At 47.7% G+C, this 25806-nt stretch carries 23 protein-coding genes and 1 rRNA gene; 12 read left to right on the forward strand and 12 right to left on the reverse strand.

Annotated features, from left to right (window positions below):
- Positions 1–261, reverse strand: a 16S ribosomal RNA gene (locus GJ688_RS15000); the annotation flags it as partial.
- Between the two features lie 560 nt (positions 262–821).
- On the opposite strand from GJ688_RS15000, the gene GJ688_RS15005 reads away from it, so the two are divergent.
- Complete coding sequence (locus GJ688_RS15005; RefSeq protein ID WP_155477370.1) at positions 822–1154, forward strand: hypothetical protein; 333 nt, start codon at positions 822–824, stop codon at positions 1152–1154.
- 554 nt (positions 1155–1708) lie between these two features.
- Here the strand turns inward: GJ688_RS15005 and GJ688_RS15010 are convergent.
- From GJ688_RS15010 to GJ688_RS15025, 4 genes are read right to left on the reverse strand one after another with little or no spacing between them, the layout of a single operon-like run.
- On the reverse strand, positions 1709–2827 hold the full coding sequence (locus GJ688_RS15010; RefSeq protein WP_155477371.1) for a GerAB/ArcD/ProY family transporter: 1119 nt from the start codon (positions 2825–2827) through the stop codon (positions 1709–1711).
- 10 nt (positions 2828–2837) lie between these two features.
- Entirely contained in the window at positions 2838–3089 is a 252-nt protein-coding gene (locus GJ688_RS15015; RefSeq protein ID WP_170292040.1) for a hypothetical protein, read from the reverse strand.
- Positions 3052–4224: a Ger(x)C family spore germination protein gene (locus GJ688_RS15020; protein WP_155477373.1), complete on the reverse strand. Its 1173-nt coding sequence runs from the start codon at positions 4222–4224 to the stop codon at positions 3052–3054. Before GJ688_RS15020 ends, GJ688_RS15015 begins: the two co-directional genes overlap by 38 nt.
- Complete coding sequence (locus GJ688_RS15025; protein ID WP_328597380.1) at positions 4221–5795, reverse strand: spore germination protein; 1575 nt, start codon at positions 5793–5795, stop codon at positions 4221–4223. Before GJ688_RS15025 ends, GJ688_RS15020 begins: the two co-directional genes overlap by 4 nt.
- A gap of 177 nt (positions 5796–5972) precedes the next feature.
- Here GJ688_RS15025 and GJ688_RS15030 point away from each other — a divergent pair, with 177 nt between their 5' ends.
- Positions 5973–6467 (forward strand): hypothetical protein, encoded by a 495-nt coding sequence (locus tag GJ688_RS15030; protein WP_155477374.1) that lies wholly within the window; start codon positions 5973–5975, stop codon positions 6465–6467.
- Positions 6468–6529: 62 nt separating this feature from the next.
- Here GJ688_RS15030 and GJ688_RS15035 read toward each other — a convergent pair whose 3' ends face one another.
- Complete coding sequence (locus GJ688_RS15035; RefSeq protein WP_155477375.1) at positions 6530–7420, reverse strand: radical SAM protein; 891 nt, start codon at positions 7418–7420, stop codon at positions 6530–6532.
- Positions 7421–7723: 303 nt separating this feature from the next.
- Here GJ688_RS15035 and GJ688_RS15040 point away from each other — a divergent pair, with 303 nt between their 5' ends.
- Positions 7724–8227 (forward strand): metallophosphoesterase family protein, encoded by a 504-nt coding sequence (locus GJ688_RS15040; protein ID WP_235911023.1) that lies wholly within the window; start codon positions 7724–7726, stop codon positions 8225–8227.
- A 173-nt stretch (positions 8228–8400) separates the two neighbouring features.
- The gene (locus GJ688_RS15045; RefSeq protein ID WP_170292041.1) at positions 8401–10590 is read left to right on the forward strand and encodes a DNA topoisomerase III; all 2190 of its coding nucleotides are present in this window, start codon (positions 8401–8403) and stop codon (positions 10588–10590) included.
- 136 nt (positions 10591–10726) lie between these two features.
- On the opposite strand, the gene GJ688_RS15050 is transcribed toward GJ688_RS15045, so the two are convergent.
- Together GJ688_RS15050 and GJ688_RS15055 are read right to left on the reverse strand one after the other, a co-directional pair.
- A complete protein-coding gene (locus tag GJ688_RS15050) occupies positions 10727–11038 on the reverse strand; it encodes a nucleotidyltransferase domain-containing protein (protein WP_155477377.1) in 312 nt (103 codons plus the stop codon).
- Positions 11035–11430 carry a nucleotidyltransferase substrate binding protein gene (locus GJ688_RS15055; RefSeq protein ID WP_155477378.1) on the reverse strand — a complete coding sequence of 132 codons (396 nt, stop codon included), beginning with the start codon at positions 11428–11430 and terminating at the stop codon, positions 11035–11037. The genes GJ688_RS15050 and GJ688_RS15055 overlap by 4 nt, the downstream gene beginning before the upstream one ends.
- 607 nt (positions 11431–12037) lie before the next feature.
- Here GJ688_RS15055 and GJ688_RS15060 point away from each other — a divergent pair.
- The 6 genes from GJ688_RS15060 (at position 12038) to GJ688_RS15085 (ending at position 18651) form a co-directional block, all read left to right on the forward strand.
- The gene (locus tag GJ688_RS15060) at positions 12038–13534 is read left to right on the forward strand and encodes a recombinase family protein (RefSeq protein ID WP_155477379.1); all 1497 of its coding nucleotides are present in this window, start codon (positions 12038–12040) and stop codon (positions 13532–13534) included.
- A 12-nt stretch (positions 13535–13546) separates the two neighbouring features.
- Positions 13547–13969 carry a manganese catalase family protein gene (locus GJ688_RS15065; RefSeq protein WP_170292047.1) on the forward strand — a complete coding sequence of 141 codons (423 nt, stop codon included), beginning with the start codon at positions 13547–13549 and terminating at the stop codon, positions 13967–13969.
- Positions 13970–14136: 167 nt separating this feature from the next.
- Positions 14137–15900, forward strand: a complete 1764-nt coding sequence (locus GJ688_RS15070) for a YcdB/YcdC domain-containing protein (protein WP_155477380.1) — start codon at positions 14137–14139, stop codon at positions 15898–15900.
- A gap of 160 nt (positions 15901–16060) precedes the next feature.
- Positions 16061–16495, forward strand: coding sequence for a hypothetical protein (locus GJ688_RS15075; RefSeq protein ID WP_155477381.1), 435 nt, complete (start codon positions 16061–16063; stop codon positions 16493–16495).
- Between the two features lie 94 nt (positions 16496–16589).
- Positions 16590–17774, forward strand: a complete 1185-nt coding sequence (locus GJ688_RS15080) for a pyridoxal phosphate-dependent aminotransferase (RefSeq protein WP_170292048.1) — start codon at positions 16590–16592, stop codon at positions 17772–17774.
- A gap of 130 nt (positions 17775–17904) precedes the next feature.
- The gene (locus GJ688_RS15085) at positions 17905–18651 is read left to right on the forward strand and encodes an SDR family NAD(P)-dependent oxidoreductase (protein ID WP_155477383.1); all 747 of its coding nucleotides are present in this window, start codon (positions 17905–17907) and stop codon (positions 18649–18651) included.
- A 123-nt stretch (positions 18652–18774) separates the two neighbouring features.
- Here GJ688_RS15085 and speD read toward each other — a convergent pair whose 3' ends face one another.
- Positions 18775–19179 (reverse strand): adenosylmethionine decarboxylase, encoded by a 405-nt coding sequence (gene speD / locus GJ688_RS15090; RefSeq protein WP_155477384.1) that lies wholly within the window; start codon positions 19177–19179, stop codon positions 18775–18777.
- Positions 19180–19357: 178 nt separating this feature from the next.
- On the opposite strand from speD, the gene GJ688_RS15095 reads away from it, so the two are divergent.
- Positions 19358–19549: a hypothetical protein gene (locus GJ688_RS15095; RefSeq protein WP_155477385.1), complete on the forward strand. Its 192-nt coding sequence runs from the start codon at positions 19358–19360 to the stop codon at positions 19547–19549.
- A gap of 198 nt (positions 19550–19747) precedes the next feature.
- Here the strand turns inward: GJ688_RS15095 and larC are convergent, their stop codons facing one another.
- The 3 genes from larC to larA form a co-directional block, all read right to left on the reverse strand.
- Complete coding sequence (gene larC, locus GJ688_RS15100) at positions 19748–20977, reverse strand: nickel pincer cofactor biosynthesis protein LarC (protein WP_155477386.1); 1230 nt, start codon at positions 20975–20977, stop codon at positions 19748–19750.
- 213 nt (positions 20978–21190) lie between these two features.
- Positions 21191–22048, reverse strand: coding sequence for a nickel pincer cofactor biosynthesis protein LarB (gene larB, locus GJ688_RS15105; protein WP_155477387.1), 858 nt, complete (start codon positions 22046–22048; stop codon positions 21191–21193).
- Between the two features lie 205 nt (positions 22049–22253).
- Positions 22254–23522, reverse strand: a complete 1269-nt coding sequence (larA, locus tag GJ688_RS15110) for a nickel-dependent lactate racemase (protein WP_155477388.1) — start codon at positions 23520–23522, stop codon at positions 22254–22256.
- Between the two features lie 243 nt (positions 23523–23765).
- On the opposite strand from larA, the gene htpG reads away from it, so the two are divergent.
- Positions 23766–25631, forward strand: a complete 1866-nt coding sequence (htpG, locus tag GJ688_RS15115; protein ID WP_155477389.1) for a molecular chaperone HtpG — start codon at positions 23766–23768, stop codon at positions 25629–25631.
- The last annotated feature ends 175 nt before the right edge of the window (positions 25632–25806 follow it).

The raw sequence follows: 25806 nt of genomic DNA on the forward strand, positions 1-25806 counted from the left end.
ACCAACTAGCTAATCGGACGCGGACCCATCCAAGAGCGGATTGCTCCTTTGGTTGTCCAGGGATGTCCCCAGACAACGTTATGCGGTATTAGCAGCCCTTTCGGGCTGTTATCCCCCACTCTCAGGCAGGTTATCCACGCGTTACTCACCCGTCCGCCACTAAGAATGAATCCAGTAAACCTTCTTCATTCTCCGTTCGACTTGCATGTGTTAGGCATGCCGCCAGCGTTCGTCCTGAGCCAGGATCAAACTCTCCACAAAAAATGTAGATAAGCTTGAGTCAAGCTCTAATAAATGAAATCATTGTCCGTCCCGCTTGCGCGGGCCGAATTGACTTTGGTTTCGCACGCTTTTGCTTTAACAACTGTTTGATTTTCAAGGACCAGAGAATTCCTCCCGAACTACCGGGCGGAACTTTATAATACCACGCTTTATTTCTCGTTTCAACTGGTATTATTAGGCAATAACTTGTTTTGCTTTTACACTACAAACAGAATTATGCATCCTTTAGGGTACTGCCTTGTTATATAAGGCATTCTGTCCCCGACAGGAACTGTAGTTTATCACTTATTCGCGGCGACTTCAATAAGAAACATTTTCCATATAACTTGAACTCGGCACGCAGTCGTCTGTACCGCAATTCGAAGACGGGACTTTTCTACCAGTCAGAAGCCCCAACCTCATTGTTAGACACCTTTCTTCCTGATATGATGGATATATCTAAATTTGTTCGTTCGAAGTCGCTCATCCTTACCTTGGGTATCTACGGTAACTATTTAACAAATTTGATTCATTTTTAATTTATTTGAGGTGACTGATAAATGAACCAAACACCGCCTACGCAAAGACAATTAAACTGGATCCAAATACTGTCGAAACAAGCTGGAGTGTTACTCATCGAACTGGATACCGAAGTATTGAAGGAAAAAAAGAGTCCAGAAACTACGGAACAAGCGAAAGATATCATCAACGCCTTGGATCGGTTGTGCGCATTCCTTCAAGTGACTATTTTGGAACGGGATAACGACTTACCGGATATCCATTCCGAAAATACAACACTTAAAGACGTTGAGATATTAAGCACCTTTTACGATGTGCCGCCGTACGTCTCCGAACTTGCATTAAGTAAGTTAAAGACACCACAGTTAGTTTAAACGGAAACCAACCTTGCGCCATTTTACAAAATAAACAATCATCGATAACATGGAAATCTTCACACAAAGACACTGAAAGTCTATCGCGTATACATGCGATAGACTTTCTACATTATACCGCTTAGGCAGTTGATCCTGTTATGTAGCTCAGGTTTCAGTACATATAAGAGCTTATATCACTGTGTAAATGTATCGTCGCTAAAGATAAGCGACCCATGGACCGTTTCATTTCCCTTTACGCAGCTTCTACGGAAGCTTTGATCTCATCGAGCCCCGCAACACCTCTTCGCTGGTTTGCTCAATCTTTCTAAATTTAAACTGGGCTGCTTGGCTTTGACCTCATCCTGACCCAGCCGGTGGCTATGGCGCTGACAGCCCTACTCGATTCGGTTTTGTTTACGCCGGTTGCTTATCGAGCTTTTCAACAGCATGGGGCGAATTAAACCCACCAGCCTATGACGGCTTTGCTCGGTTCAGCATTGCCCATAACAACAGTCTTTTCGGTCCTTACACTCGAAAGCCCTCTGCGGTCTCTTTGCATCGCAGAGGACTTATCAACGTAATTCATCGTGAAGATCAACTTCAGGACTCCCTTGTCGTCCCCGCCGCTTTACTTCCCCCAGTATCCATATGACCATCGGTAAGGCTACCTGAAAAGGAAAGGCAAAATATAGGTAGACTTCAGAAGCCCATTGGGCCATCTGCTTTGTACTGTTGAATAAGTTAGAGGCAAAAAGGAATTCTAGTAAGCCCAAGGGAACCGTAAGAAAACGGTATTCCTTACATCCCAAAGCATTGGATAAGCCCTTACAAGCGGCGAAGAAACAAAGAGATATTTTAATGAATCCTGCAAAAATGGCAATTAAAAAGACGACCACCTCCACCCGCTGCAGAAAGTCGCCTACGTTGATGGTTTGTACCGCTAAATAGGCTGGAAAATAGGACGCTTGATATCGTTCTGGGCCAATTACCGCCATAACAGAAGTTACTGAGAGTAAGATGATTCCGCCCCCGATGAGCAATCCCGCTAGATACACTTTTGCCATTGCTTTCGTTTTATTTGTGCAATATATGATTATCGTAAAGATGACTGTTTCTGCAAAAGGAAAACTAAACAGATGTAATGCTGCAGAGACGATGCCCCCACTGTTCTGGTACAACGAGGGTTGTAATCGATTGATATTTAAGTTAGGCGTTAAAAAGAGGAAGGTAAAGGTCGCAACAAAGACGATAATCGGTAAGTAGACCTCCCCACTTCGGGCTATGACCTCTAGGCCTTCCTTCGTTGCCCAAAGGGCCAATAGGCATAATATCAACATGGGAATGGCCAATGGTGTCTCCGGTATAGCAGTAACGTTGATAAACTGCCCGAAGTTGTCCAGTACCAGAGCGCATAAGGTAAAAGCATAGAAAGCGAACAAAAAATTGATGAACCTGCCTACGACTTTCCCCAATATCTGTTCGTTGATCTCCAGCAAGTTCCGCTCCGGATATAGAGATAAAATCCGAGCATAAACGAGAACTACTGGAAGTGTCATTACAATAGCGAGTAGAACCGCCGCCCAAATATCTTGCTTCGCTTCGGTGCCCACGGGCAATATTATGGTACTGCCGATGATAAACAAGATGAGCAAGTAGACCGTCTGCTTAAACGAAAGCGGTTCTCGCTTCATTTTACCCTCCTCACTGGGACATCCAACCAAACCAAGACCCCAACTCTTCAGCTATGCTCGGAAGGCCTACCTGTGTGGCCGTGTAGACCGTAATGACCAGACCTGGTAGTAATAGGAACAGATAGATCGTCAGTTCCTTCCGTTGCTTTTGATGATAAAGCTGAATGGCTTCTACAATACCAAAGATGGAAAAGAGTAAAAATATAAAATAATGATATTCCAACTCATTCACCAATTCTTGTCGGTTCTGAAAGCTTGGCACTGCCTCTCATCATTATGTTAACATTTACATTCGTATCCACTGTCGGGAACACTTTAGCCCAACCACCTTTAGGAATTGTTTCCCAAAGGTCTGGTCGTTCGCGGTAAATCAAGTTGCCAAAACCAAATACATCGGTCCCATACTCATTTTGCACTTTTTTAATTGTATCGGTAATTTTATTACGTAGCTCTTTGTTCGTTCTTTCCGTCAGCTTTTGGCTTCCTCTTTCGGAAATCACATCATTTTCTTCCGATATTTCGGCTATGCCACTTAAGCAGTCAACCCAAATATCCACTACAGGACGGTCGTCCACTAGACGAACTGTTTTTGTTGTGTGGCTTCGGAAAATTTCTAGACTGACATTAGCTTTTGGCTGTTGTGCGGTGACAGCAATGAGGGTTCCTTTTTTCATCTGGTTCCGGAGGAATAACAAATACATAGTCTCCTCTCCATCTAAGAAGCCTACCAGCTTTTCCCCCTTAAACAGGGCAGAACCTTTCACCTGGGGAATCTGCTCTCTCCCATCTTTAACGCTTTCTATAATCGGCGCCACAGCCCCCACTCCTGGCTTTTGCATTTCCTCTAGGAAATCACCAACCGTTACACCTAACAACTTCCCCGAGTTACCTTGATTCCGTAATAGTGTATCGATCTGCATCGATACGGTATCAAAGAGTTTGGATTGAGTCCGGAGTATGTCACCAGCTGCCTGTCCCTTGCTCACCAGTATCCAAGTTTGGGGACGGACCTCTGCGTCCCGGTTAATCCAATCGATAATTTGAATGATTCCCTCTTTGGCGACATCTTCACTAACGATGAAAACTCTAGCATGACTCCAATAGAGCTTTCTTCCCGCTTTAGAGATCATATTGCGAACAGCCTCGAATACCGTCTTCCCAGAACCCTCAAAGAGTTGCGGCGTGATGCCGAGCGAACCCGTAGCGCCTTGCTCCTGCTCTCCCCCTTTGGGGCTTAGCACCTCAACCGTTAAATAAATCTGATCATCTTTTTTGTCAAAAGAAGCCCCGATGACAATGGCTAAATCTCGAATCTCCCGAAAATTCCAGCATCCAGTCATTGACCATAGGACAAACAGATGCCAAAAAACGAAAAGTACACAGATGCTTTTTTTCATGGTTCGGGTCTCCCTGGATCAGCTAATCTCCGCTTATCTCGAGACAGTAACCGTGGTCGATAGGTCATCCACCACCAGGGGGCACGAACGACCGTATCCTTCAATTCTTTCCCATGGATAGATGTCAGATTCGAAAGATAAGGCAAGCCAAAACTACGAAGGCTTGTCATGTGGATGGTGACAGCGATGACCGCGAAAATATATCCAAAAAAGCCGATAAAAGAGGACGAGAACAAAAAGAACAAACTCAAGAAAAAAGAAACCCCCGGCATTTCTGGTACTAAAAATCCGGATATTCCCGTCAAGGCAACCACAATCACCATCGGAGCGCTGATAATTTTCGCTGTGACGGCGGCTTCTCCCAAAATTAAAGCCCCCACAATACTGACAGCTTGACCAACGGGGGATGGAAGCCGCACACCGGCTTCCCGCAGTAATTGAAAGGCCATGAGCATGATGAAAGCTTCAATCGCCGCCGGAAAAGGCACTCCTTCTTTTGCCGACGCGATGCTAATCAATAATCTTGTCGGAATCATCTCCTGGTGAAAGTTGACCAAGGCTACATAGATGGCTGGAGTGCTTGTAGTCAAAAAGAAGCTTATATAGCGAAGCAGCCGATTGGCGGAACTATAGAGAAAACTATCGTAGTAATCTTTATTCGCCTGAAAATACTCTAAAAAGAGATAGGGAAGGGTGATCGCAAAAGGCGATCCGTCGACCATGATGACGATGCGGCCTTCTAACAGCTTGCCTACCGCCGTATCGGGTCGTTCCGTCGTTCCGATCGTCTCATAGGGGGACAGGGGCGCATCCCGGATGAATTCAATAATGTACTCCGGTTCAAGGATGCCGTCGAGCTGCACTTTATCGAGTCGGCGGTATACCTCTTGAATGATCTCTGGGCGGGCGATACCTTCTATATAGATGATGCAAATCTTCGTTCTTGTCCGAGTTCCGATATCCCGAAAGACCATCTTTAAGGCGGGATTGATCATCTTCCGGCGGATCATGGTTAGATTGGTGATGAGGTTCTCGATAAATCCTTCCCGAGGCCCCCGCACTACCCGCTCTGTTTCCGGTTCGGAAATAGAACGGATCTCCCATCCTTTGGCGTCGATAACAAAGGCAAAGGGAATCCCGTCGACGAGAACGAGCACATTTCCATATAAAAGGCTCTGTATGGCCGAATCGATGACCTTCTCTGTCTGGACATTCCCCGTCGACAGAACTCGGTTCATCAATACATCAGAAAAAGACATCTTCGGCGCCTGCCGTCGATCTCCAAAATTGAAGATTAATAGGTGCCGAAGGATATTTTCATTGAGTAAATCGCTATTGACCATGCCGTCTACATAAATGACGTAACATGCCCGAAAGGGATTGGTGTCCAAACGGATCTTTCGGTAGATGACCAATCCGTCATTTTGAAGGATTTTCTGGATGACTTTTATATTGCTTCCCAGTGCGCAATTGAAGTTACGCCCTACTTGGGGAGATTTCTTATCTGCTGCGGCGGTCAGGCGGTTAGTGCAAATATTACGCCTTAATCCGGTTGGTGTCACCTTGGTCACAGAGGTTACCCCCTCGGGGTCAGTTTCCCCCTGCCCCCTTCCAGTTATGCGATGGGGTTCCTTTCAATGGGAATCTGCATTATGAGGGGTTTTTTTCGGAATGACACGATAATGTGTTGACAAAAATATCCAAAATCAATATATTGGATTTAGGTTTTCAATCCTACTGTAAAGGGGGTGAGTAATACGAAAAAGCTTGCCGCATTGGCCGTTACCGTCCTTATTATCCTATTAACGGGTTGCACCAGTGGTAATCCTCCCCAAAAAGCCACCCCGGAGAGTTCTAGTGAAAAAGACATGAGACTTACAAAAAGATCTCTTTATTTATATACCTGTGAAGATGCAGTGAAATATTCCAGTGAAACGGTCTCACCAATGCTAAGAAAGGAGACCAAAAGCCTAACTACAAACGAACTGGAAGAAATCAGAACAAACCTAAAAGCGATACATAGTGAAATAAATCAGCGAAAAGTTCCGGAGTACGAAGCCCTAGCTTCTCACCTTGATATCCTGCTTACGACAGATGAGTTTTTAATCGATAAATTAAGCGGCAAAAACCCTTATCTAGATGAAAGCCAACTAAACAAACACAATGAGGAGTTAAAAACTATTGAATCCCTATTGACATCAGCAAAATTAAGCGCAATAAAGGATATGACCCAAACGAATTAGCATCCTCGTTAGGATTATAAGGATCTCCCGTTCAGCCAACTCTGGCGACGGGGGATCCTTTTTTAGATATCGTCAAGTAACCTTATCTCTGGCGCCATACGCTTAGCTTGCCTCCTCACTTGACGATACTCCCGCCGGAATAAGGGCTGGTCAAGCGGTGGATGCGCTTCCGCTCGATAGGCCGGGTAGTACTGAGCCATCACATTGACCCAACTCTGTGGGGACACTTCATCGACGACAAACCGAACCACATCGAATGTATTCTCCGGTAACCCTGGCATCACCAGATGGCGGATGATCAATCCCTGTCGTGCCGTCCCCTTCGCATCCAATTGAGGAAGCCCCACCTGGCGATGCATTTCCTTCAGCGCTGCTTTCGCCACCGAAGCATAGTCTTTAACTCCGCAGAACTTGTGGCCCAAATCGTCGCTGGCGAACTTAAAATCAGGCAAATAGATGTCAATAATACCATCAAGCAGTTGTAAGATTTCGAGGCTGTCATAGCCGCCGCTATTGTACACGATAGGGATATGTAATCCCTTTTCTGCGGCCTGGGCCAACCCATCCAGGATGACCGGTACATAGTGGGTTGGGCTGACGAGATTGATGTTTTCGCATCCCTGCTTTTGCAAACTGAGCATGACGGCCCCTAAACCAGCTCCGTCCACCTCTTCCCCCTCAGCCTCATGGGAAATATCGTAGTTTTGACAGAAGACGCAGGAAAGGTTGCAATAGGAAAAGAAGATCGTACCGGAACCACCGGTCCCCACGAGCGGGCGCTCCTCCCCCCAGTGGGGACCGTAGGAAGCCACCACCGCTTGGTTACCCGCCCGGCATAGCCCCGCCCTCTCCCGGCGGTTGATTTGACATCGACGTCCGCAGAGAATACAAGCTTCCCAAAGTTGATGTGCCTGTCTCGCCCGCTCCCGCAGCTCTTCTATCTGAATACGCATAAATGTAGGGCCCCCTAAGAATGAACTCGTTTTTCTGCTTAGTGTGGGTAAGATGATTGGATTCTATCGGTAGGTCTATCGGTAGGGCGCACAATCGTTACCGATTGGGGTAAATTCCTTTCAGCTTTTCCGCTCAGTTGGCCATGTGTCCCTATTGATGAGGGTCTGTTCTGCGAGGACGATCAAGCTATGATATTCGAGCCACCTGTGCTAAAATCGCACTTTAATACTTAGGCATTTATTACGTCGATGTGTGTCTAAATGCGAGACTTCATGTTAGTCTGTACGGAGGGTAAAAATCGGATGAGCATATGGAAGACAAAGAATCACTGTATGACCGTCGGTATCATTTCAGATACGCACGGCTTAATCCGAAAAGAAGCCCTAGAGGCGCTAAAAGATGCTGATTTGATCCTTCACGCCGGCGATATCGGTAAGCCGAAAGTGCTCGATGAACTCCAAAAAATCGCTCCCCTTGTCGCGGTTCGGGGAAACTGTGATAAAGACGAATGGAGCCGACAACTGCCCGAAACAGAAGTCGTCAATATCGGTGAACTTCGCTTTTATCTCATCCACAATATTGGGAAGCTGAACATCGTTCCGAAGGCCGACGGTATCGACGCCGTCGTATATGGGCACTCGCATAAATTTTCAGAAGAGAAAAAAGAGGGTGTTCTATACCTCAATCCCGGAAGTGCCGGTCCGAAACGGTTTAATTTACCGATTACTGTTGCTTTGCTGCACGTGAATGGAAAGAAAATCGAAGTTGAACGCCACCTAATCGGAGGTTCAAATCAACCGAAGTAAAAACGAGCCTATGATAGGCTCAAACAGGCTAAGGGACATAGACGATTCCATATTCACCTAAAAACTAGTTTTTCCTGAAAGGAATAGTTCATCTAAAATCAGTTGGATAGCTGTTTTTCTCTGTCAGAATACAGGATAATATTCCGGGGATAGAAAGAAGCTGGAGTGAAAACGTGAAAAAGACACTCGTCATCGCGGAAAAACCGTCCGTCGGCCGTGAAATCGCAAAAATATTACATTGTCATCAAAAAGGAAACGGATGCTTGATCGGTCCCAAATACATTACCACGTGGGCACTGGGACACTTAGTCACACTGGCCGATCCGGAAGCGTATGATGATCGGTATAAAACCTGGAATCTCGAAGCTCTCCCCATGCTCCCTCCGAAAATGGAATTAGTCGTCATGAAAGAGACGGCCAAACAATACAGCATCATCAAAAACCTACTCAGGCAGCCCGATATCGATGAAGTCGTGATTGCCACCGATGCCGGACGGGAAGGCGAACTGGTCGCCCGATGGATCCTGAAAAAAGCAGGATGGCGCAAAACGATCAAACGTCTCTGGATCTCTTCTCAAACCGACCGGGCCATTCAAGAGGGATTTCGCAACCTAAAACCAGGAAAAGAATACGAAAATCTCTACGCTTCCGCCGAGTGCCGCGCCGAAGCCGATTGGCTCGTGGGATTAAACGTCACCCGAGCCTTAACCTGTAAGTATAACGCCCAACTCTCTGCGGGCCGTGTGCAAACACCGACCCTGGCCCTAGTGGTCGAAAGAGAAAAGGAAATTAAACAATTCGTCCCTAAAGACTACTGGACGATCCACGCCACCACCAAGGGCTTTTCTCTCATCTGGCGAGACAAGCAGAATGGCCAAAACCGTATCTTTAACAAAACCGAGGCGGACGCGATCATCGCAAAGGTCGCTGGGCAACCGGCGGAAATCATCGATATCAAAAAAGAAGCTAAAAGAGAACTTCCACCTCTGGCTTATGACCTGACGGAATTGCAACGAGACGCCAACCGCAAATACGATTTTTCGGCCAAAAAAACAGCCTCGATCATGCAGCAACTGTATGAAAACCATAAACTAGTCACTTACCCGAGGACCGACTCCCGTTACATCACCGAAGACATGGTCCCTACCCTACCGGAACGCCTACAAAGTATCGCCGTCGGTCCCTATGCGGATCTCGCCCGAGGGATACTGAGAAACAAAATCACCCCGACCAAACGGTTCGTCGATAACGCTAAGGTCACCGATCACCATGCCATCATCCCGACGGAAGAATACGTGAACCTGGCCAAGCTCAGCCCCGATGAACGCAAAATCTACGACTTGATCGTCAAGCGTTTTCTCGCCGTACTCTCCCCGCCCTTTGAGTATGAGCAAACGACCATCAAAGCTTCTATCCAAGGAGAGCTTTTCTCAGCCAAAGGCAAAATCGTCAAACATAAAGGATGGCACCAAGTCTACGAGGGTCTCGGTAATATGGAAGAGAAAGACCCCTGGACCGATTATGAAGAAGAACCGGAACAGACCCTCCCTGAAATCCAAAAGGGAGCCAAACTGAGCATCGATGCGGTGAAAACACAAGCTAATAAAACGAAGCCACCAGCCCGTTACACCGAGGCTACGCTGCTATCGGCGATGGAACACCCCGGCAAATTTATCGAAGACCAGAAACTGCGAGAAGAAATGGGCAGCCAAATCGGTCTGGGAACACCAGCGACCCGAGCCGACATCATCGAAAAACTCTTTTCATCTTTTTATATGGAACGTAAAGGAAAAGAAATCGTCCCCACTTCCAAAGGAATGCAGCTCATCCACTTAGTCCCTTCCGAGTTAAAATCGCCGGAACTCACGGCAAAATGGGAGCAGCGATTAACAGAGATCAGCAAAGGCCGGGCAAATCGAGATCATTTCATCAACGAAATACGCGGCTATACGACCCAATTGGTATCCAACGTCGTCGGTGACAACCAAACCTTCCGCCATGATAATCTCAGCCGAGAAAAGTGTCCCGAATGCGGGAAATTCCTGTTGCAAGTCCAGGGAAAACGAGGCGAAATGTTAGTCTGCCAGGACCGTGAGTGCGGTTATCGAAAAAGCCTCTCCTTGAATACCAACGCCCGCTGCCCCCAGTGCAAAAAGAAAATGAAAATGATCGGCGAAGGGGAAGGCAAAACCTTCACCTGCGCTTGCGGCTATCGAGAAAAGCTCAGCGCCTTCACCAAACGGAACGAAGATAAGAAAAATTCCATGAACAAAAGAGAAGTCAGCAAGTTTCTGCAAAAGAACAAGGACGAAGGAATTACGAATACAGCTCTTGCCGATGCACTGGCTAAGCTGAAGCTATGATATGAAAAAGAAGTCTGTCGTGTTATCTACGATAGACTTCTTTTTCCGCTTTTATATTCAATTATTGCAGTAATCGAACTGTCGACGGTTCACTTTCCATGGTCACATACGCCATAGCACATCAAATGAGAATGATTCAAGCATGCTGCTCGTAAATTACCTTTCCGACACGGTGAATATGGTCTTTTAATGCCTCGTGATCTAAGTGAGTGAAGTCTATGATATCCACGAAATAAGGCAACGGACCTTCTTCTTCAAGCTTAGCATGTAATGAAGTCACCGTATCAAATGTAACCTTATCGCCATAAATAGCAATATCAATATCGGATCCTCGCCGAAAAGTCCCTTTGGCTCTTGAACCGAAGATAACCGCCTTGTCAATTTCTCCGTAGCTTTTAATCGTGTTTACGATGTAGCGAAGATCGGACTCCGTCAAGCCAAAGTTCATAGTAATGCCTCGAATTTTTTGCAAAGTTTGAGAATGGCAAAGTAGTATATCGTGCGAATAAGTCTTTCCGATTCTTTTGCCCTATCTTCGTTATAGGTATGTGCCATTAAGTTTCTTTTCTCCAATGCGTCCATCCAAGCATGACCATCTTCAATCAATTCAACTTGATACGCCGTCTGGATCGTTTTCCTAGGGGTCTTCGGGTCAAACCCTTCTATTTCTAGATAATCCTTCATGGTTTTCCAAGCCAGTTCAAAGGTATACTCGAAACACTGTATTAGACCTTGAGTTTCGAACTTATTTAGTTCATCTTTCTCGATAAATTCCGTCAACTGACTGGTTGCCATCTTAAAGTTAGAAAATCTCTGTTGCCAACGGATATCCGAATTCATATATTTTAGACCTCCGCAATTAAACTTATAATAAGTATCATTTTTTTACCCCATAAGAACATTGCTTAAACTCATTTTACTAAATTTTCCACGAACTTAAAAGCCGTCTTTAATAATAATGCACATGTTCTTATGGGTGCACTGGTTATCAACAGTTAACTCACCATTAATACACCCATAATCCACAGAGTTACCCACAGATTGTGGATATCTGCGCAACCTCAATTCTATTCCGTATCGGTCTGCTTACGCAATTTCCCAAGTATTTTTTCTCTTGTCCCTCATTGATTTCCACAAGCAAAACATATAGAGTAATCCTACAAACCTTAAGGCAGAGGGTGGTGAATATGGACTTCCCGTTACTGATCGGTATCTTGGTGTTCTTTTCTGTCATTTGTGTTTTAGCATCTGTGGTCTTAATTAATAAGCGCAGAGAAGAATATGCGCTCGAACTTGAAAGAATCGAAGGAGACCACTCATACAATCGGTTGCGTAACCCGGGGGAGTGATGTAATGTGCCAGCTTGGTGCCTTTATCACTGGCTCGTAAAGATAAATGGCTGATTCATTCCTAGAAGAAAACCCCTTTTCATATTTTTATAGAGGCAATGATAAGATTAGGGGGAATTCTTACGCCTCTCGTAGCCGCCTACATCCGCGTCTCCACGGACGAACAAGCCGAACATGGCATCTCCATCCCCGCTCAAAAATCCCGTCTCCTCTCTTACTGCCAAGCCATGGACTGGGAGATCTTCGACTTCTACGTCGATGACGGATATTCTGGAAAGAACCTCAATCGCCCAGACATGCAGCGACTCATCCGAGATGCCCAGACAAAAAAGTTCGATACGGTCCTGTTCGTCAAGTTAGACCGTCTTTCCAGGAAGCAACGGGACACGTTGTACCTTCTGGAAGACATATTTGAACCCCACGGAATCGGTATCAAATCGGTTACCGAATCTTTTGATACAACGACACCCTTTGGCAAGGCGGCCCTCGGAATGATGGCCGTCTTTGCGCAGTTGGAACGGGAAACGATCGTTGAACGGGTCCGGCTGGCGAAGAAAGAAAGTGCCAAGCAAGGACGATTTATGGGTGGTCCCGCTCCCCTCGGCTACGACCACGACCCGGCAAAAAAGCGCCTTGTTATCAACGAAGAACAGGCCGACCTGGTACGCTGGATATATGATGAGTACCTCAATGGCGAACGAGGCTACAAGGGTATCGTAGATCTTCTAGATCAAAAAGGTATCCCTTCCCCCACCGGCCGTAAGTGGAACACGGTAACACTCAAGTTTATATTAACCAACCCCATTTACCTTGGTGTAATCGAACATAAAGGCGAGTTGCATAAAGGCAATCATCCAGCCATCCTAGACCGGTCAAAATGGGACGAAGCGCAACGGTTGCTGGCCCAGCGTGGAGTTGTCCGTTCGGCCGCTACGGTCCATGGTGGACTCGTGTCGGGTATCGTTTACTGTGGGGAGTGCGGCGCCCGAATGCGCTATAAGCGTGTATGGCAGAACTATCCCTGCAAAGAACCGAAGAGGGTTATCGATTACTATGTCTGCTACAGCCAGGATAAGAGCACGCCCTATATGACCCGCTCGAAGGAATGCCGGGTGGGGTACAAACGGGCCACTGAAGTTGAGGATGCTGTCGTAGATGCTTTACGAAAATACAGCGTGGATACCGATGCTGTATCCAAAATCGCCGGAGAGCTTTTGGAGGGCAACGAAGACAAAGAGCCACTTCGAACACTCAACCGTCTTCGCAAGGAGCTCACCGGTATCGATAAAAAACTGGAACGATGGTATGAGGCCTTTGAAAAAGGGGCTATCTCCCCAGACGACTTGGTGGAGAGAATCAAGGGACTCCGGGAGAAAAAGAAATCCCTGGAGACCGAAATCGTCGATGTAGAAGCCCGGACTCAAAAGGCTGAAGAAAGGGCCATCACCATGGCCGACATCATGGAGGTATTAAAGAACTTCCCGGAACTTTGGACTCAGGCCTCTGCTGATGAACGCCGAGGCATTGTGTCGAATCTTTTGAACCGAGTGAACGTATTCAAAGACGGCCATGTCGAGGTCGAACTAGGCGAATAGCCATATCAACTTATAAAGAACACTAAAGGTCTTCTCACCGATATCGGCACGGAAGAATTAGCCCACTTGGAAGTCATTGCAACGTTAATTTATAAGCTCACCAAAGGCGTTCCGGCGGAGAAACTGCGAGAAGTCGGTCTGGGCGGCTTTTATACCCAGCATGATAACGCCCTCTATTATGCAGATGCCAACGGGGTACCCTGGACGGCCGCCTATATTCAGGCTACCGGCGATCCCATCGCTGATCTGCACGAAGACCTTGCGGCTGAACAAAAAGCTAGGGCTACCTATGAACACTTGATCAATTTGACCGATGATCCCGGTGTCAAGGATGCGCTGCGCTTCCTTCGGGAACGGGAAGTAGTTCACTTCCAGCGCTTTGGGGAAGCTCTGAATGATGTGCAGGATTTTATGGGCCGCAAGAAGTGTTATTAAATCCCGTGAAAAGAGCCAGAAGAGACTATAGCCGTCTTTTCTGGCTCTTTTCCTCCTTTAGGCTTACAAAAACTTTTACACTAAGCTCTGAGCAAAAAAGGTAATTCATAGAATTTATCGAAGTACGAACTACCTTATTTTATCATTCATGTAAAAGGAGGCCATTTATGAGGGAAATAGGCCCGTTTCGAAGCATGGCTATCCCTATGAAAGAAACTTTGTCTCGAATCACCTTGGCCCTATTATTAACCCCATCCATGCTGTCAGTCCCCGTCGACGGTGATACTCCCATCGCTGAAGCGGCTTCGGTATCAACTTCCACAGCGGATGCGGGTCCTTCGATCCTCCTCTTCGAAAACCAACCTTACCCGGAGGTCGTTACAAAAAGCGATGCTACCTTAAAAACTTTAATGTCTCTGGATCATGACTTAAGCCGGATGAAGGTCACTGGCAAACAGTTGGAACTGTTAGATGGAACATTCGGCTACTGGGACCCTGACGGACACAAGACATTGTGGCACATTAACCTCAGTGGACCACAAGCGGAGAACCATGGCTTCGCAACAGCTACTTTTGATGGTCAGAAGGGGAATCTAATCCGCTTCAATTGGCACGATGACACTTGGACCAGTGAGGATTATCCATCAAAAGACTTTGCCATCGCCCAAGCGACGACGTTTTTACGATTGGTTGCCGGTGAAGAATACAAGCAGTTCAGTCTGGGCGACAGCGATTTCATCTCCTACTCCCTATCTGGTGACGGCCGGGGAAACGACAAGAAGTATCATTTCCGAACGGTGCAGTTTCAGCGGCTCGTCAAAGGAATCCCGGTGCTGAACAGCGGTTGGACCATCGATGTGGATGCCAACGGACATATTATCAACGCCAACAACATTGGACCTCTCATAGTCGATGAGTCCATCTTCCCCGCAGCAGTCGATCTAAAAACGGCAGAAGAGATCAAGAATTCCGCCGACAAATGGTTAAAACTCCGGCTTATCTACAACCCTGACGGTACCGAATCAATCTTCTCTCCCTCTGCGAAGGCTCGGCTCGTCTATGCCGTCGATTCTTACCTCATTGATGCAAAAACGGGTGAAGGGATATCCTCATCCGTCCCTTCACGAGAAATAATCACTATCCATGGGAACGGCGAGTCTCTCATTCGCAACAAAGAAGATGCTGCTCGATTTATGGAAAAGGTGGTTCAACTCGATGTAGACCGGATGGAATTGCATATCGATTCTGCCCCCGGAGACACATCCACTGGCCCGCAAACCACGTATAATTGGATGATGAATACAACCGACGCAACCAGTCTAACCCGGACTTCATCAGGCCCATCGAATATACGCTCTCTGACACTCGCAGTGAACAGTGAAACAGGAAAAGTAAACAATTTCTATTGTGCCGTCGACAGAAATGAAGGCAAAAAAGAACCAAAGATTACGGTAGCCCAAGCGCAAGAGACATTAATTACATTCCTCGCATCTACGTTAGAAAAAGGCGAATATGAAATGGAAATACATCGGTACGTCCCTGAGAAGATCCCTGATTGGGTCGATAGAAGCAAACTTCCGCAAGATGTACTAAACTCAAACACCGATTACACCTTTTCTGTGAACCGACTGTACCAAGGTGTTCCCGATTGGAGACCTTACTCCCTCACGATTGACGGAGAAACCGGTAAATTATCCTCCTTTTATGGTCAAGTGGCGCAGTTGAAAGACCACCCCGATCCGTCCAAAGCGATTATCCCCGTTCAAGCAAAAACAGCCTTTCTGAAACAGAGCGACCTTCAGTTGATCTATGAGTGGCCTGAATTCTATGGTCAACGTTCACCACGAGCCTACCTCCGCTACATAATCGCAAAGCCGTTGGCGATTCGGCAAATCGACGCAATCACCGGCGAAGTGGTTACATTAAAATAAATTCTCTGTGAAGCTAAAATTGGCGAAGCTCTCTCTTTCAATCCAATCCCCTGCCCCCTACCTAGAAGGTAGTACTGTGGAAACCGGTGTTTCTTAGCGACTCACTTGTTTAAGATAGTCCTAATGAAAACGGTCAACATGATTGCATGGAGGGGTATCGATGCGGGACTATCATTTTTGGAGAAAATGGCTCTTCTTCTTTGGTCTGGCTTTTACGGTCTTCGGATTAGTGCTGGCTTTTTTTAGCCAGACGGCGTTTTTTGATCTGTTATTTAACGACCAAATCAACCCAACCTTTTGGCCAGACCCCTTCTCCCAGGAACCGCCCCGTACCTTTCAGGCTTGGATTTACGGCGTATTGGGCGCCACCTGTGCCGGCTGGGGCGTTTTTATCGCTTTTCTCGCCCACTATCCTCTTGCTAAAAAAGAACCTTGGGCCTGGCAATGTATCTTTGTCGGAATCACCCTTTGGTTTTTCGTCGATACGGCCATATCCTTGTATTTCGGAGTCATCTTCAATGCCGTCTTTAACGTCTTGCTACTCCTGGTTTCCCTTGTCCCCCTTTGGATGATGAAAGGGCAGATGGCCGAGTAAAGGCCCAGCCATGGGAACTTTCGCCCTTCCTGCAGTTGTCTCCTCAGCTTTTTCGCTTTATCATAGATATAATAAATGGAAAGGGGCGATCATTATTTCCGTCGCATCGCAGATCAGAGCTCAGATTACCCAATCCTCCTGGATTCGGAAGATGTTTGAAGAAGGCGATCGTCTACGGGCGATTTACGGACCTGATAAGGTTTACGATTTCACCATCGGCAACCCAAACAACGAGCCCCCCGCTGCCTTCCGTGAGGCTTTAAAAGAATTGGCCAATCACCCCATTCCCGGCATGCACCGCTATATGAGCAACGCCGGTTACGAAGAAACCCGCTCCGCTGTGGCCCAAGCTCTCAGTGCAGCCAGCGGCAAAGCCTTGACAGCCAACCATGTCGTCATGACCGTCGGCGCTGGCGGCGGCCTGAATATTGCTTTTAAGGCCATCCTTGATCCTGGCGACGAAGTGATCATCGTAGCGCCCTTTTTCGTGGAGTACAAATTCTACATCAACAACCACGGCGGTCAGCCCGTCGTCGTCCAGAGCCGTGAGGACTTCCAGCTCGATCTGGACAACATCGCCGCCGCGATCACAGCGAAAACGAAAGCCATCATCATCAACACGCCCAACAACCCAACCGGGGTCATCTATCCCGCCGAAAGTCTCGACGCACTGAATCGCCTCGTCGAAGAAAAAAGCGCCGAACACGGCCGGACCATCTTCGTCATCTCCGACGAACCTTATGCGAAAATCGCTTACGACGGCGTGAAGGTACCGCCTGTCTTCTCCCACATTCGCAACAGCATGTTGGTGACGTCGCACAGCAAAGACTTGGCCCTGCCCGGCGAACGCATCGGCTATGTTGCAGTCAACCCGGAATGTGACGAAGTGGAACTTCTCTTCGACGGTCTTGTCTTCTGCAACCGCATCCTCGGTTTCGTCAATGCGCCCGCCTTGATGCAGCGTTTGGTCGCAAACCTGCAAAAGGAATCTGTCGACATCGACGAGTATAAGGAAAAGCGGGATCTTCTCTATAACCACCTGACCTCACTGGGCTTTGAGATGGTCAAGCCACAAGGGGCCTTCTACCTCTTCCCCAAATCTCCGCTGGCCGATGATATCGAGTTTATCCGGAGGGCTCAACGCCATAACATCCTCTTAGTTCCCGGAACCGGCTTTGGTAAACCGGGATACTTCCGCATCGCCTACTGTATGGAAAAGAAAATCATCGAAAACTCGTTGCCCGCCTTTACGGCCCTGGCCCAAGAGTTTGGGATGTAATCTGACGTGTGCACCTATAAAAAAGGAGCGACTTGCCAAAAGTCGCTTTCTTTTTTCGTTTTTGTTTTTTTACAACGTACGCATATTCCTTCACCATTCGCTAAATGTAACCTCGTATAGGAGGCTATCGATGGAATACAAAGGTAAAGTTGCCCTAATTACAGGAGCGGGACGAGGTATCGGCCGTGGCATCGCTCAAATGTATGCCTCTCAAGGGGCCACCGTCATCATCGCTGAGCAAAACACGGAGGATGGTCGAAAGGCAGAAACAGAGCTGCGCCTTTCGGGAGGCCGAGCTTATTTCTATCCCCTCGACGTTCGGCAGCCCCAAGCTATTTCCTCCTTCATGGTCGATGTAGAAAAGCAATATGGTCGTATCGATATCCTTGTCAACAATGCCGGTGTATCCCGGTGGAAATCACCCTATGAGTTGACCGTCGAGGAATGGGACGATATCGTTCACACCAATTTGCGCAGTGTGTTTCTTTGCTCCCGGGAAGCCGCGAAAGTCATGCGCTGTCATGGAGGCGGAGCTATTGTCAATATTGCTTCCACACGGGCCATCATGTCGGAGCCTGATTCCGAAGCTTATGCTGCTTCGAAAGGCGGGATCGTCGCTCTCACCCATGCCCTTGCCCTTTCCTTTTCCGCCGATAAGATTCGAGTCAATGCCATCAGCCCGGGATGGATAGAAACGGGAGACTACGATGAACTTCGCCCTATCGACCATGCTCAGCATCCAGCCGGGCGTGTCGGTACACCGGAAGATGTCGCTCGGGCTTGTCTGTTTTTCACCGCCGAAGGGAATGATTTTATCACCGGCACCAATTTAATCCTCGATGGCGGTATGACCCGCAAGATGATCTACGAACCCTGAACCAAACGGAATGACCGTCGCTAAAAAGCAATTATGGCCAAGCAAGCCGCAATCTATCGGTAAAAACGTTTTCTTGTAAAAAAGAAGGCAGCCATCTTCGATATTCGATGGCTGCCTTCTTTTTTATAGGTTCCCTTGCTCTTCTTTCATCTTTCTCAGCCGTTTAAGGTTTTTCATTCCCCGGCTGATTTCCATCGCGTGAGCTTCTTCCGCATCGAGTTCCTGAGCCAGGCTGTCTAAAGCCACCCAGGGATCGACCCGCTCCCCACAGGTGAAGATATCTACCGCCGCATAGGACAGTTCAGGCCAAGTATGAATCGTCAAATGCGATTCGGAGATGACCACGACACCGCTGACCCCTTGCGGTTCAAAGCGGTGAAAAACCACCTCTCGAATCTCCGCACCGGCCTTCTCGGCGGCTCGGACCATGATCTCTTCTATCATCTTCATGTCATTCAGTTTTTCAGCGTTACAGTCCCAAACTTCGGCCAAAAGTTGAACGCCGAGGGGTCTTCCCAATACACTCATCGGCACAGGTCTCCTTTCCAAAAGGAATTATTCCTCAAGGAGCCCCTAATTATTTTCGAGCCCAGGACCCGTCCTGCTATTCCGTTGAGATTCGTTTTTATAAAGGATTTTTCACAGCTTCGTCGAAAGCAATGAAACAGGTTCTGTTTATTATCGGACGATCAGGGGGTCTTTCTATATGTTCGCCCTCATCACAGCCTGTTTACTGCAGCTCAGCGTTTTGGCTGGCCTGTCCCTGCTGCTTTACTCCATCTGTTCCCACAGCCAGGAAGAAGATATGATCAGTAAAGTGGCACAAATATGTGTCGCAATTGTGATACTGCTGGCCAATGGGATCGTTATGCACCACTTTTTGAGAAACATTATTTAGAACGATATTGAATAGGGATACTCGGAAATAATATCGAGAAACAGCTATGTAAGATACTGAAACAGGAAAGCTGCTCCAAATGTCGAGGTTCGATAAAATTAATTTATTCCGGAAAAGGCAGAAAGCCGTCTCATGCAAAATGCAAGAGGCGGCTTTTTCATTATATTCAGGTACGGGGTCATTCAGGGGCATTCGAAGTCATTCGGTTGCCTTCAGACACACTTGATATTCCGCGAGGGCATGCTGATAGACTTCTTTAAGGGAGCAATCATACTGTTTGGCGGCGGCGAGACACTCTTCATACTCTGGCTGAACATTGACAATCTGTTCCCCAATTTTCCCACGTTTGATGCGAATATCGCCGTATTGGGTGGGCACCGTTACCCAGTCTCTGGACAAGCAAAACCGCTGTTCACGCCGGCAACGGACGCCTAATGTGGTCGAATGCGTGAATAAGGTTTCCATCAATGCTGTACGTCGTTCTGGAGTGCAGAGGACGGTCAGATGTTGACCCAGACGTCCTTTTTTCATCATGACCGAAGATACCTGTACATCCAGCGCGCCTGCTTCGAAGAGCTTGTCCATCAAGGGAGCGATCCACTGGGGATTCATATCGTCGATAGTCGTCTCCAGCACGTCTACTCTATCCTGATCCAGCAGTTCTGTTCCCGTTCCCACAACCTCGTTTCTCTCTGCCAGCAAAAGGCGGAGGACGTTGGGCCGTTCCTGAGCCGGTCGGGAACCGGCGCCGTGGCCGATTTTTTGAATTCGAAAAGCCTCCAAGGACTGCTTGGAATCGATGGGCTTGCCCAAGGTGGTACATAAGGCGGCTCCCGTAGGCGTCACTAGTTCCCCATGCCCTCCACCGAGATACACCGGAAAATCTCGAACCAAGTCGGCTGTGGCCGGCGCTGGAACAGGCATCTCCCCATGGGCGCAGTGCACTGTCCCCGTGCCTAGCGGCAGGGGAAGCACATGGATTTCCTCTATTCCGAGATACTGCAGACCCCAACAAGTTCCGACGATGTCGATGATCGCGTCGACGGCGCCCACTTCATGGAAGTGGACTTTCTCGATGGCACATCCGTGTATCTTAGCTTCTGACTCGGCCAGCCGTGTAAATACCTTGATGGCCTTGGACTTCACCGCTTCGTCCAGATTAGAACTTTCGATGATCTTGACCACATGGTGAAGGTGCCGATGGGGCTGTGGCCGGTCATCGAGGATAACCTTTACGTGGGTAGCCTGAATCCCCTTGCTGATGATGGGCTCCTTCTGCAACGTGTAGCCGTCCACATTCAAGCTGCTGATCGTCTGCTGCAATTCTTCCCAGGGAACACCCAAATCGACGAGCGCCCCTAACCACATGTCACCGGCAGCGCCTGAAACGGGATCAACGATTAATTGGTAATGTTCTCTGCTGTTCAATAGACTACCTCCCGCGAATTCCGACGATAATCTTATATAAGGACTTTATCGAATCTCTTTATTGAGTCTTTTTATTGAGTCTCTTGTTAAATCCCTTTATTGAATTTTTTTATCAAACATTCTTTTGCAACTTTTTACTCTATCACTTTATTAAGATCTCTTTATAAAAAGCGTTACTTAAATGCTAACCTCTCCGTAATGTCATCGTCCCGCTTATCGTCGATACCCTCGAACGATCGTAGCAGCTAACGCGGCTGCACCAAAGCCGTTATCGATATTGACGACACCGACACCAAGAGCGCAGGAGTTCAACATGCCCAGCAATGCCGAGAGCCCACCGAAGTTAGCGCCATAGCCGATGCTCGTCGGAACAGCAATGACAGGGACATCGACCATGCCTGCTACGACCGATGCTAAGGCTCCCTCCATTCCAGCGATGACAATGATCACCTGCACGTCCATTAATTCATCTCGCTTCGACAGCAGACGATGCAGTCCAGCTACACCAACATCAAAAATTCGCCGCACTTGGCATCCCATCGCCTGGGCGCTGACGGCAGCCTCTTCAGCTACGGGTAGGTCAGCCGTGCCGGCGGTGACGACAGCGACAGTGCCCAGAGCCTCGACCCCGGATATGTTATGCTCGCACTCTCGTTGCTCCGTCTTCTTTGAGCTGGTGCTTTTCGATTCGGCAGCTCCCACATCATCAACCAGGTTATCCTGTTGACTTCCTACGTTCACCCGCACCGTAACTGTTCGCCCGAGGGGGTTGTACTCCGCATCAGGAACCTTAGCCCTTACAGCTTCATAGGCATCCCGTGTACAGCGGGTCGCTAACACAGGCAACCCCTTCGCCGCCAGCCGCTCAAAAATGGCGGCAATCTGCTCAGGCGTTTTCCCTAAGCCGAAGATAACCTCTGGGAATCCTTGATTCAAGGCCCGGTAGTGGTCCACCTTCGCAAAGCCAATGTCCTCGTAGGGCCAGCCTTTTAAACGCTCAACGGCCTCGTGAACGGGCACGTCCCGGTTCTGTACAGCCTGCAGCAGTGTCGTCAACTTATCTATATCCATGAAACGCCAATTCCTCCCGCTGATTACATAACAATAATATTATCACAGATTCTCGTGATAAAACACGCGCCCTCCCCGTCGTCACGAGGAGGGCGCTTCTATGGCTCTTTCTCTGGCTCACTCAACCTATAAGCGGCTCCAAACCGCAAGGGAGGATTCATCACCTGTTGAGTCAGACAGATGTCCCTTTACATCGTTACCGCTTTTAACCGACGATCACACCGACGCCATCGGGGATAACCGTGATTTCAGCTTCTTCGCCTTTGACTGCTTTGGCCTTCGCCAGTGCTTTTTCCAATGTCTCGGCGTAATCGAGGTGCATGTCACGGACCGCCTGAGCCCACTTCGGATCAGTCACCATGATGATTTTATGCTTGATCAACAAGCGGCAGAGGATTTGCGATTCCCACTGGTCCGCCGGTGTGTCTTCTTTCGACGTGGCCAAGAAGGTATCCATGGCGGCTTGCGGAGACGGATAGTCGGCAAGCTGGTGATAAAAAGCTTCTCCACCGATACCGTCGGAGCAGCCGGCCACCATGATGATGACTGCACCTGCTTTTGCCGATGCTTCAGCCGCGGTCATGCCTTTGACCGCTTGATAAAGGTTCTGGTCCAGGGGATAGCCGCCATTTGTAGAGATGACGATATCGCCGGGAATGGGAGTGGCTGCCACGAGGTCACGAACAAACTGGCATCCCTTGAGGTGGGCCTCCACCCGATCACCAGCTACCGCGTAAATGATCTCTTTTTTCGCGTTGATGACGACGTTCAGGATAAAGGCCAATTTCGCCTTCTCTGCCGCGAAGAGCATGTCCCGGTGGATCGGGTTGTTCTCAAGGTTGCCTGTGCGGGCATAGGGGCTAGAGATAAAGGTGGAGTTGTGGTTGTACATGACCGTCTTACGGGAAGCGACGCCCGGCAATACGCTCTTGCGCCCGCCCGAAAATCCGGCAAAGAAATGGGGCTCAATAAAGCCGTCTGCCAAGAGCAAATCGGCTTCGACTGCCACTTTATTCACCCAGAGTTCCCCGCCGGACGGAAGGGTGCCTAAGAAGATCATATCTTCATCGACTTCGGAAAGATGATTCACGATGGGCACTTCGTCGACCACTTTTTGGCCGAACTTGTCCACCAACTCCTCCGGTGTGGTGGGACGGTGCATCCCTGTCGCCACGAGGATGGTCACTTTGGCTTCTGGATTCCCCTTTTTGATCTCTTCGAGCATGAGAGGAATGTTGATATGGCTAGGTACGGGACGAGTATGGTCACTGGAAATGATGACGATATTTTGCTTACCTTTCACCAATTCCGACAAAGGCGGTGATGCAATGGGGTTGGCTAACGCACGGCGGACAATCTCTTCCTGCGCGCCTTCTGGCGTGTAATCATGGTTCGATGGAGTCAGTATACGAACTTTGGGGCCGGGTTCGATAGGCAAGGTCAGTTGCGTCTTATGGTAGGGCAACGTAGTCAAAATATCGACCTCTTTTCGTGATAGTGGTGACAATCCTATTATATCGAATGGTCACTCTTCATAAAAGCAGGGATGAAAGGAATTGTTACCGAATCCGGGGAAAATATAACCCATAAGCGTCTGACCCCAATATTGACAAAAAGCTGGATTTTTGGTAAATAAAATAGTATTAGCACTCTCACCGCGAGAGTGCTAACGGCAAGAAGAAGTTATAAGCGGCGATTTTAGAAGGAGGGTCTATCCTTGACAGTAAAACAATTTCAAGCAGAATCCAAACGATTGCTTGATTTGATGGTGAACTCCATCTATACCCATAAGGAGATTTTTTTACGGGAGCTCATTTCCAACGCCAGCGACGCGATTGACAAAATTTATTATAAAGCTTTATCCGATGATTCCTTGAACTTCAACAAAGAGAATTATTATATCAAAGTCGTTCCGGACAAGCCGAATAGAATCTTGAAAATATCGGATACAGGTATCGGGATGACGAAGGATGAATTGGAAGAAAACCTTGGTGTCATCGCCAAGAGCGGTTCCTTCGCCTTTAAAAAAGAGAATGAAATTAAAGACGGCTTCGATATCATCGGACAGTTCGGGGTTGGCTTTTATTCTGCCTTTATGGTGTCCGACACCGTTACGGTGATCAGCAGAGCCTTAGGTCATGATGGTGCTTATAAGTGGGAATCCAAAGGCGCCGAAGGATATACCATTGAACCCTGTGAAAAAGATTCGGTCGGTACCGATATCATTCTTAAAATTAAAGAGAACACCGACGACGAGAACTATGATGAGTACTTAGAGGAATACCGCTTAAAGTCGATCATCAAGAAGTACTCCGATTTTATTCGCTACCCCATTAAGATGGAAGTTCATGAAACAAAGGACGCAGAAAGCAGCGAAGAAACGCGCGAACAAATCATCAACAGCATGATCCCCATTTGGAAGAAGAACAAGAGCGAACTCACGCAAGAAGATTACGATAATTTCTATTCTGAAAAGCACTTTGGATTCGATAAACCGCTCAAACATATTCATATCAGTGCCGAAGGCACCGTGAGTTATAAGGCCATTTTATTTATCCCAGAAAAAATGCCTTTTGACTTCTATACAAAAGAATATGAAAAAGGCTTGGAGCTCTATTCCAAGGGCGTCCTGATCATGAACAAGTGTGCCGAATTGCTGCCCGATTATTTCAGCTTTGTCAAAGGCATGGTCGATACGGAGGACTTGTCTCTCAACATCTCCAGAGAGATCTTGCAGCAAGACAAGCAGTTAAAACTGATCGCGAAAAACATCAAGACGAAAATCAAGAATGAGCTTGAAGACTTGCTGAAAAACAGCAGAGAAAAATACGAAGAGTTCTTCAAGTCTTTTGGCAGACAGTTGAAATACGGCATCTACAGCGACTTCGGAGCCAACAAGGACGTGTTACAAGACCTTCTGCTCTTCTATTCCTCCAAAGAGAAAAAGATGGTTACGTTGAGCGAATACGTTTCTCGAATGCCGGAAGAGCAAAAGTATATTTACTACGCCGCCGGAGATTCGATCGAGCGCATTGAGAAACTGCCCCAAGCAGAACTCGTCGCCGATAAAGGATATGAGATCCTCTACTTTACCGATGATGTCGATGAGTTCGCCATCCGGATGTTGATGACCTATAAAGAAAAAGAATTCAAGTCCGTATCCAGCGGTGACCTGGGGATTGAGTCGGAAGAAACTAAAGATTCCTCCAGTGGCGATGATGCCGAAAATCAGGAACTCTTTACGGAGATGACGAGCATCTTAGCGGGCAAAGTCAAGGCCGTAAGAGCGTCAAAACGCTTAAAGAACCACCCCGTATGCTTATCCAACGAGGGTGATTTGACCATTGAGATGGAGAAAGTACTCAACGCCTTACCGAACAATCAAAAGATTAAAGCCGATAAAGTCTTAGAGATCAATATTCATCACTCCATGTTTCAAGCATTGAAGGCAGCCGGTCAAACAGATAAAGACAAGCTGAACCGGTATACCCAGTTACTATATAATCAAGCTTTGCTGATCGAAGGCTTACCGATCGATGACCCGGTGGAGTTTTCGAACAATATCTGCCTGATGATGGTGTGAGGTTAGCTACAAACAATAGAGATAGCAATATGCTGTAGAAGCGATTAAAGCCCAGATGAGATATGTTCTCATCTGGGCTTTTTAAAGAAATTTAGTACGCCCCTTATACAACCTTAGTTCAACCGTATAGTTCCGCGATTCTGGACATCGCTTACCCCTAGTAAACAGAGAAAGC

The sequence above is a fragment of the Heliobacterium mobile genome (genome assembly GCF_009720735.1).
In the GTDB taxonomy this organism is placed as follows: domain Bacteria; phylum Bacillota; class Desulfitobacteriia; order Heliobacteriales; family Heliobacteriaceae; genus Heliobacterium; species Heliobacterium mobile.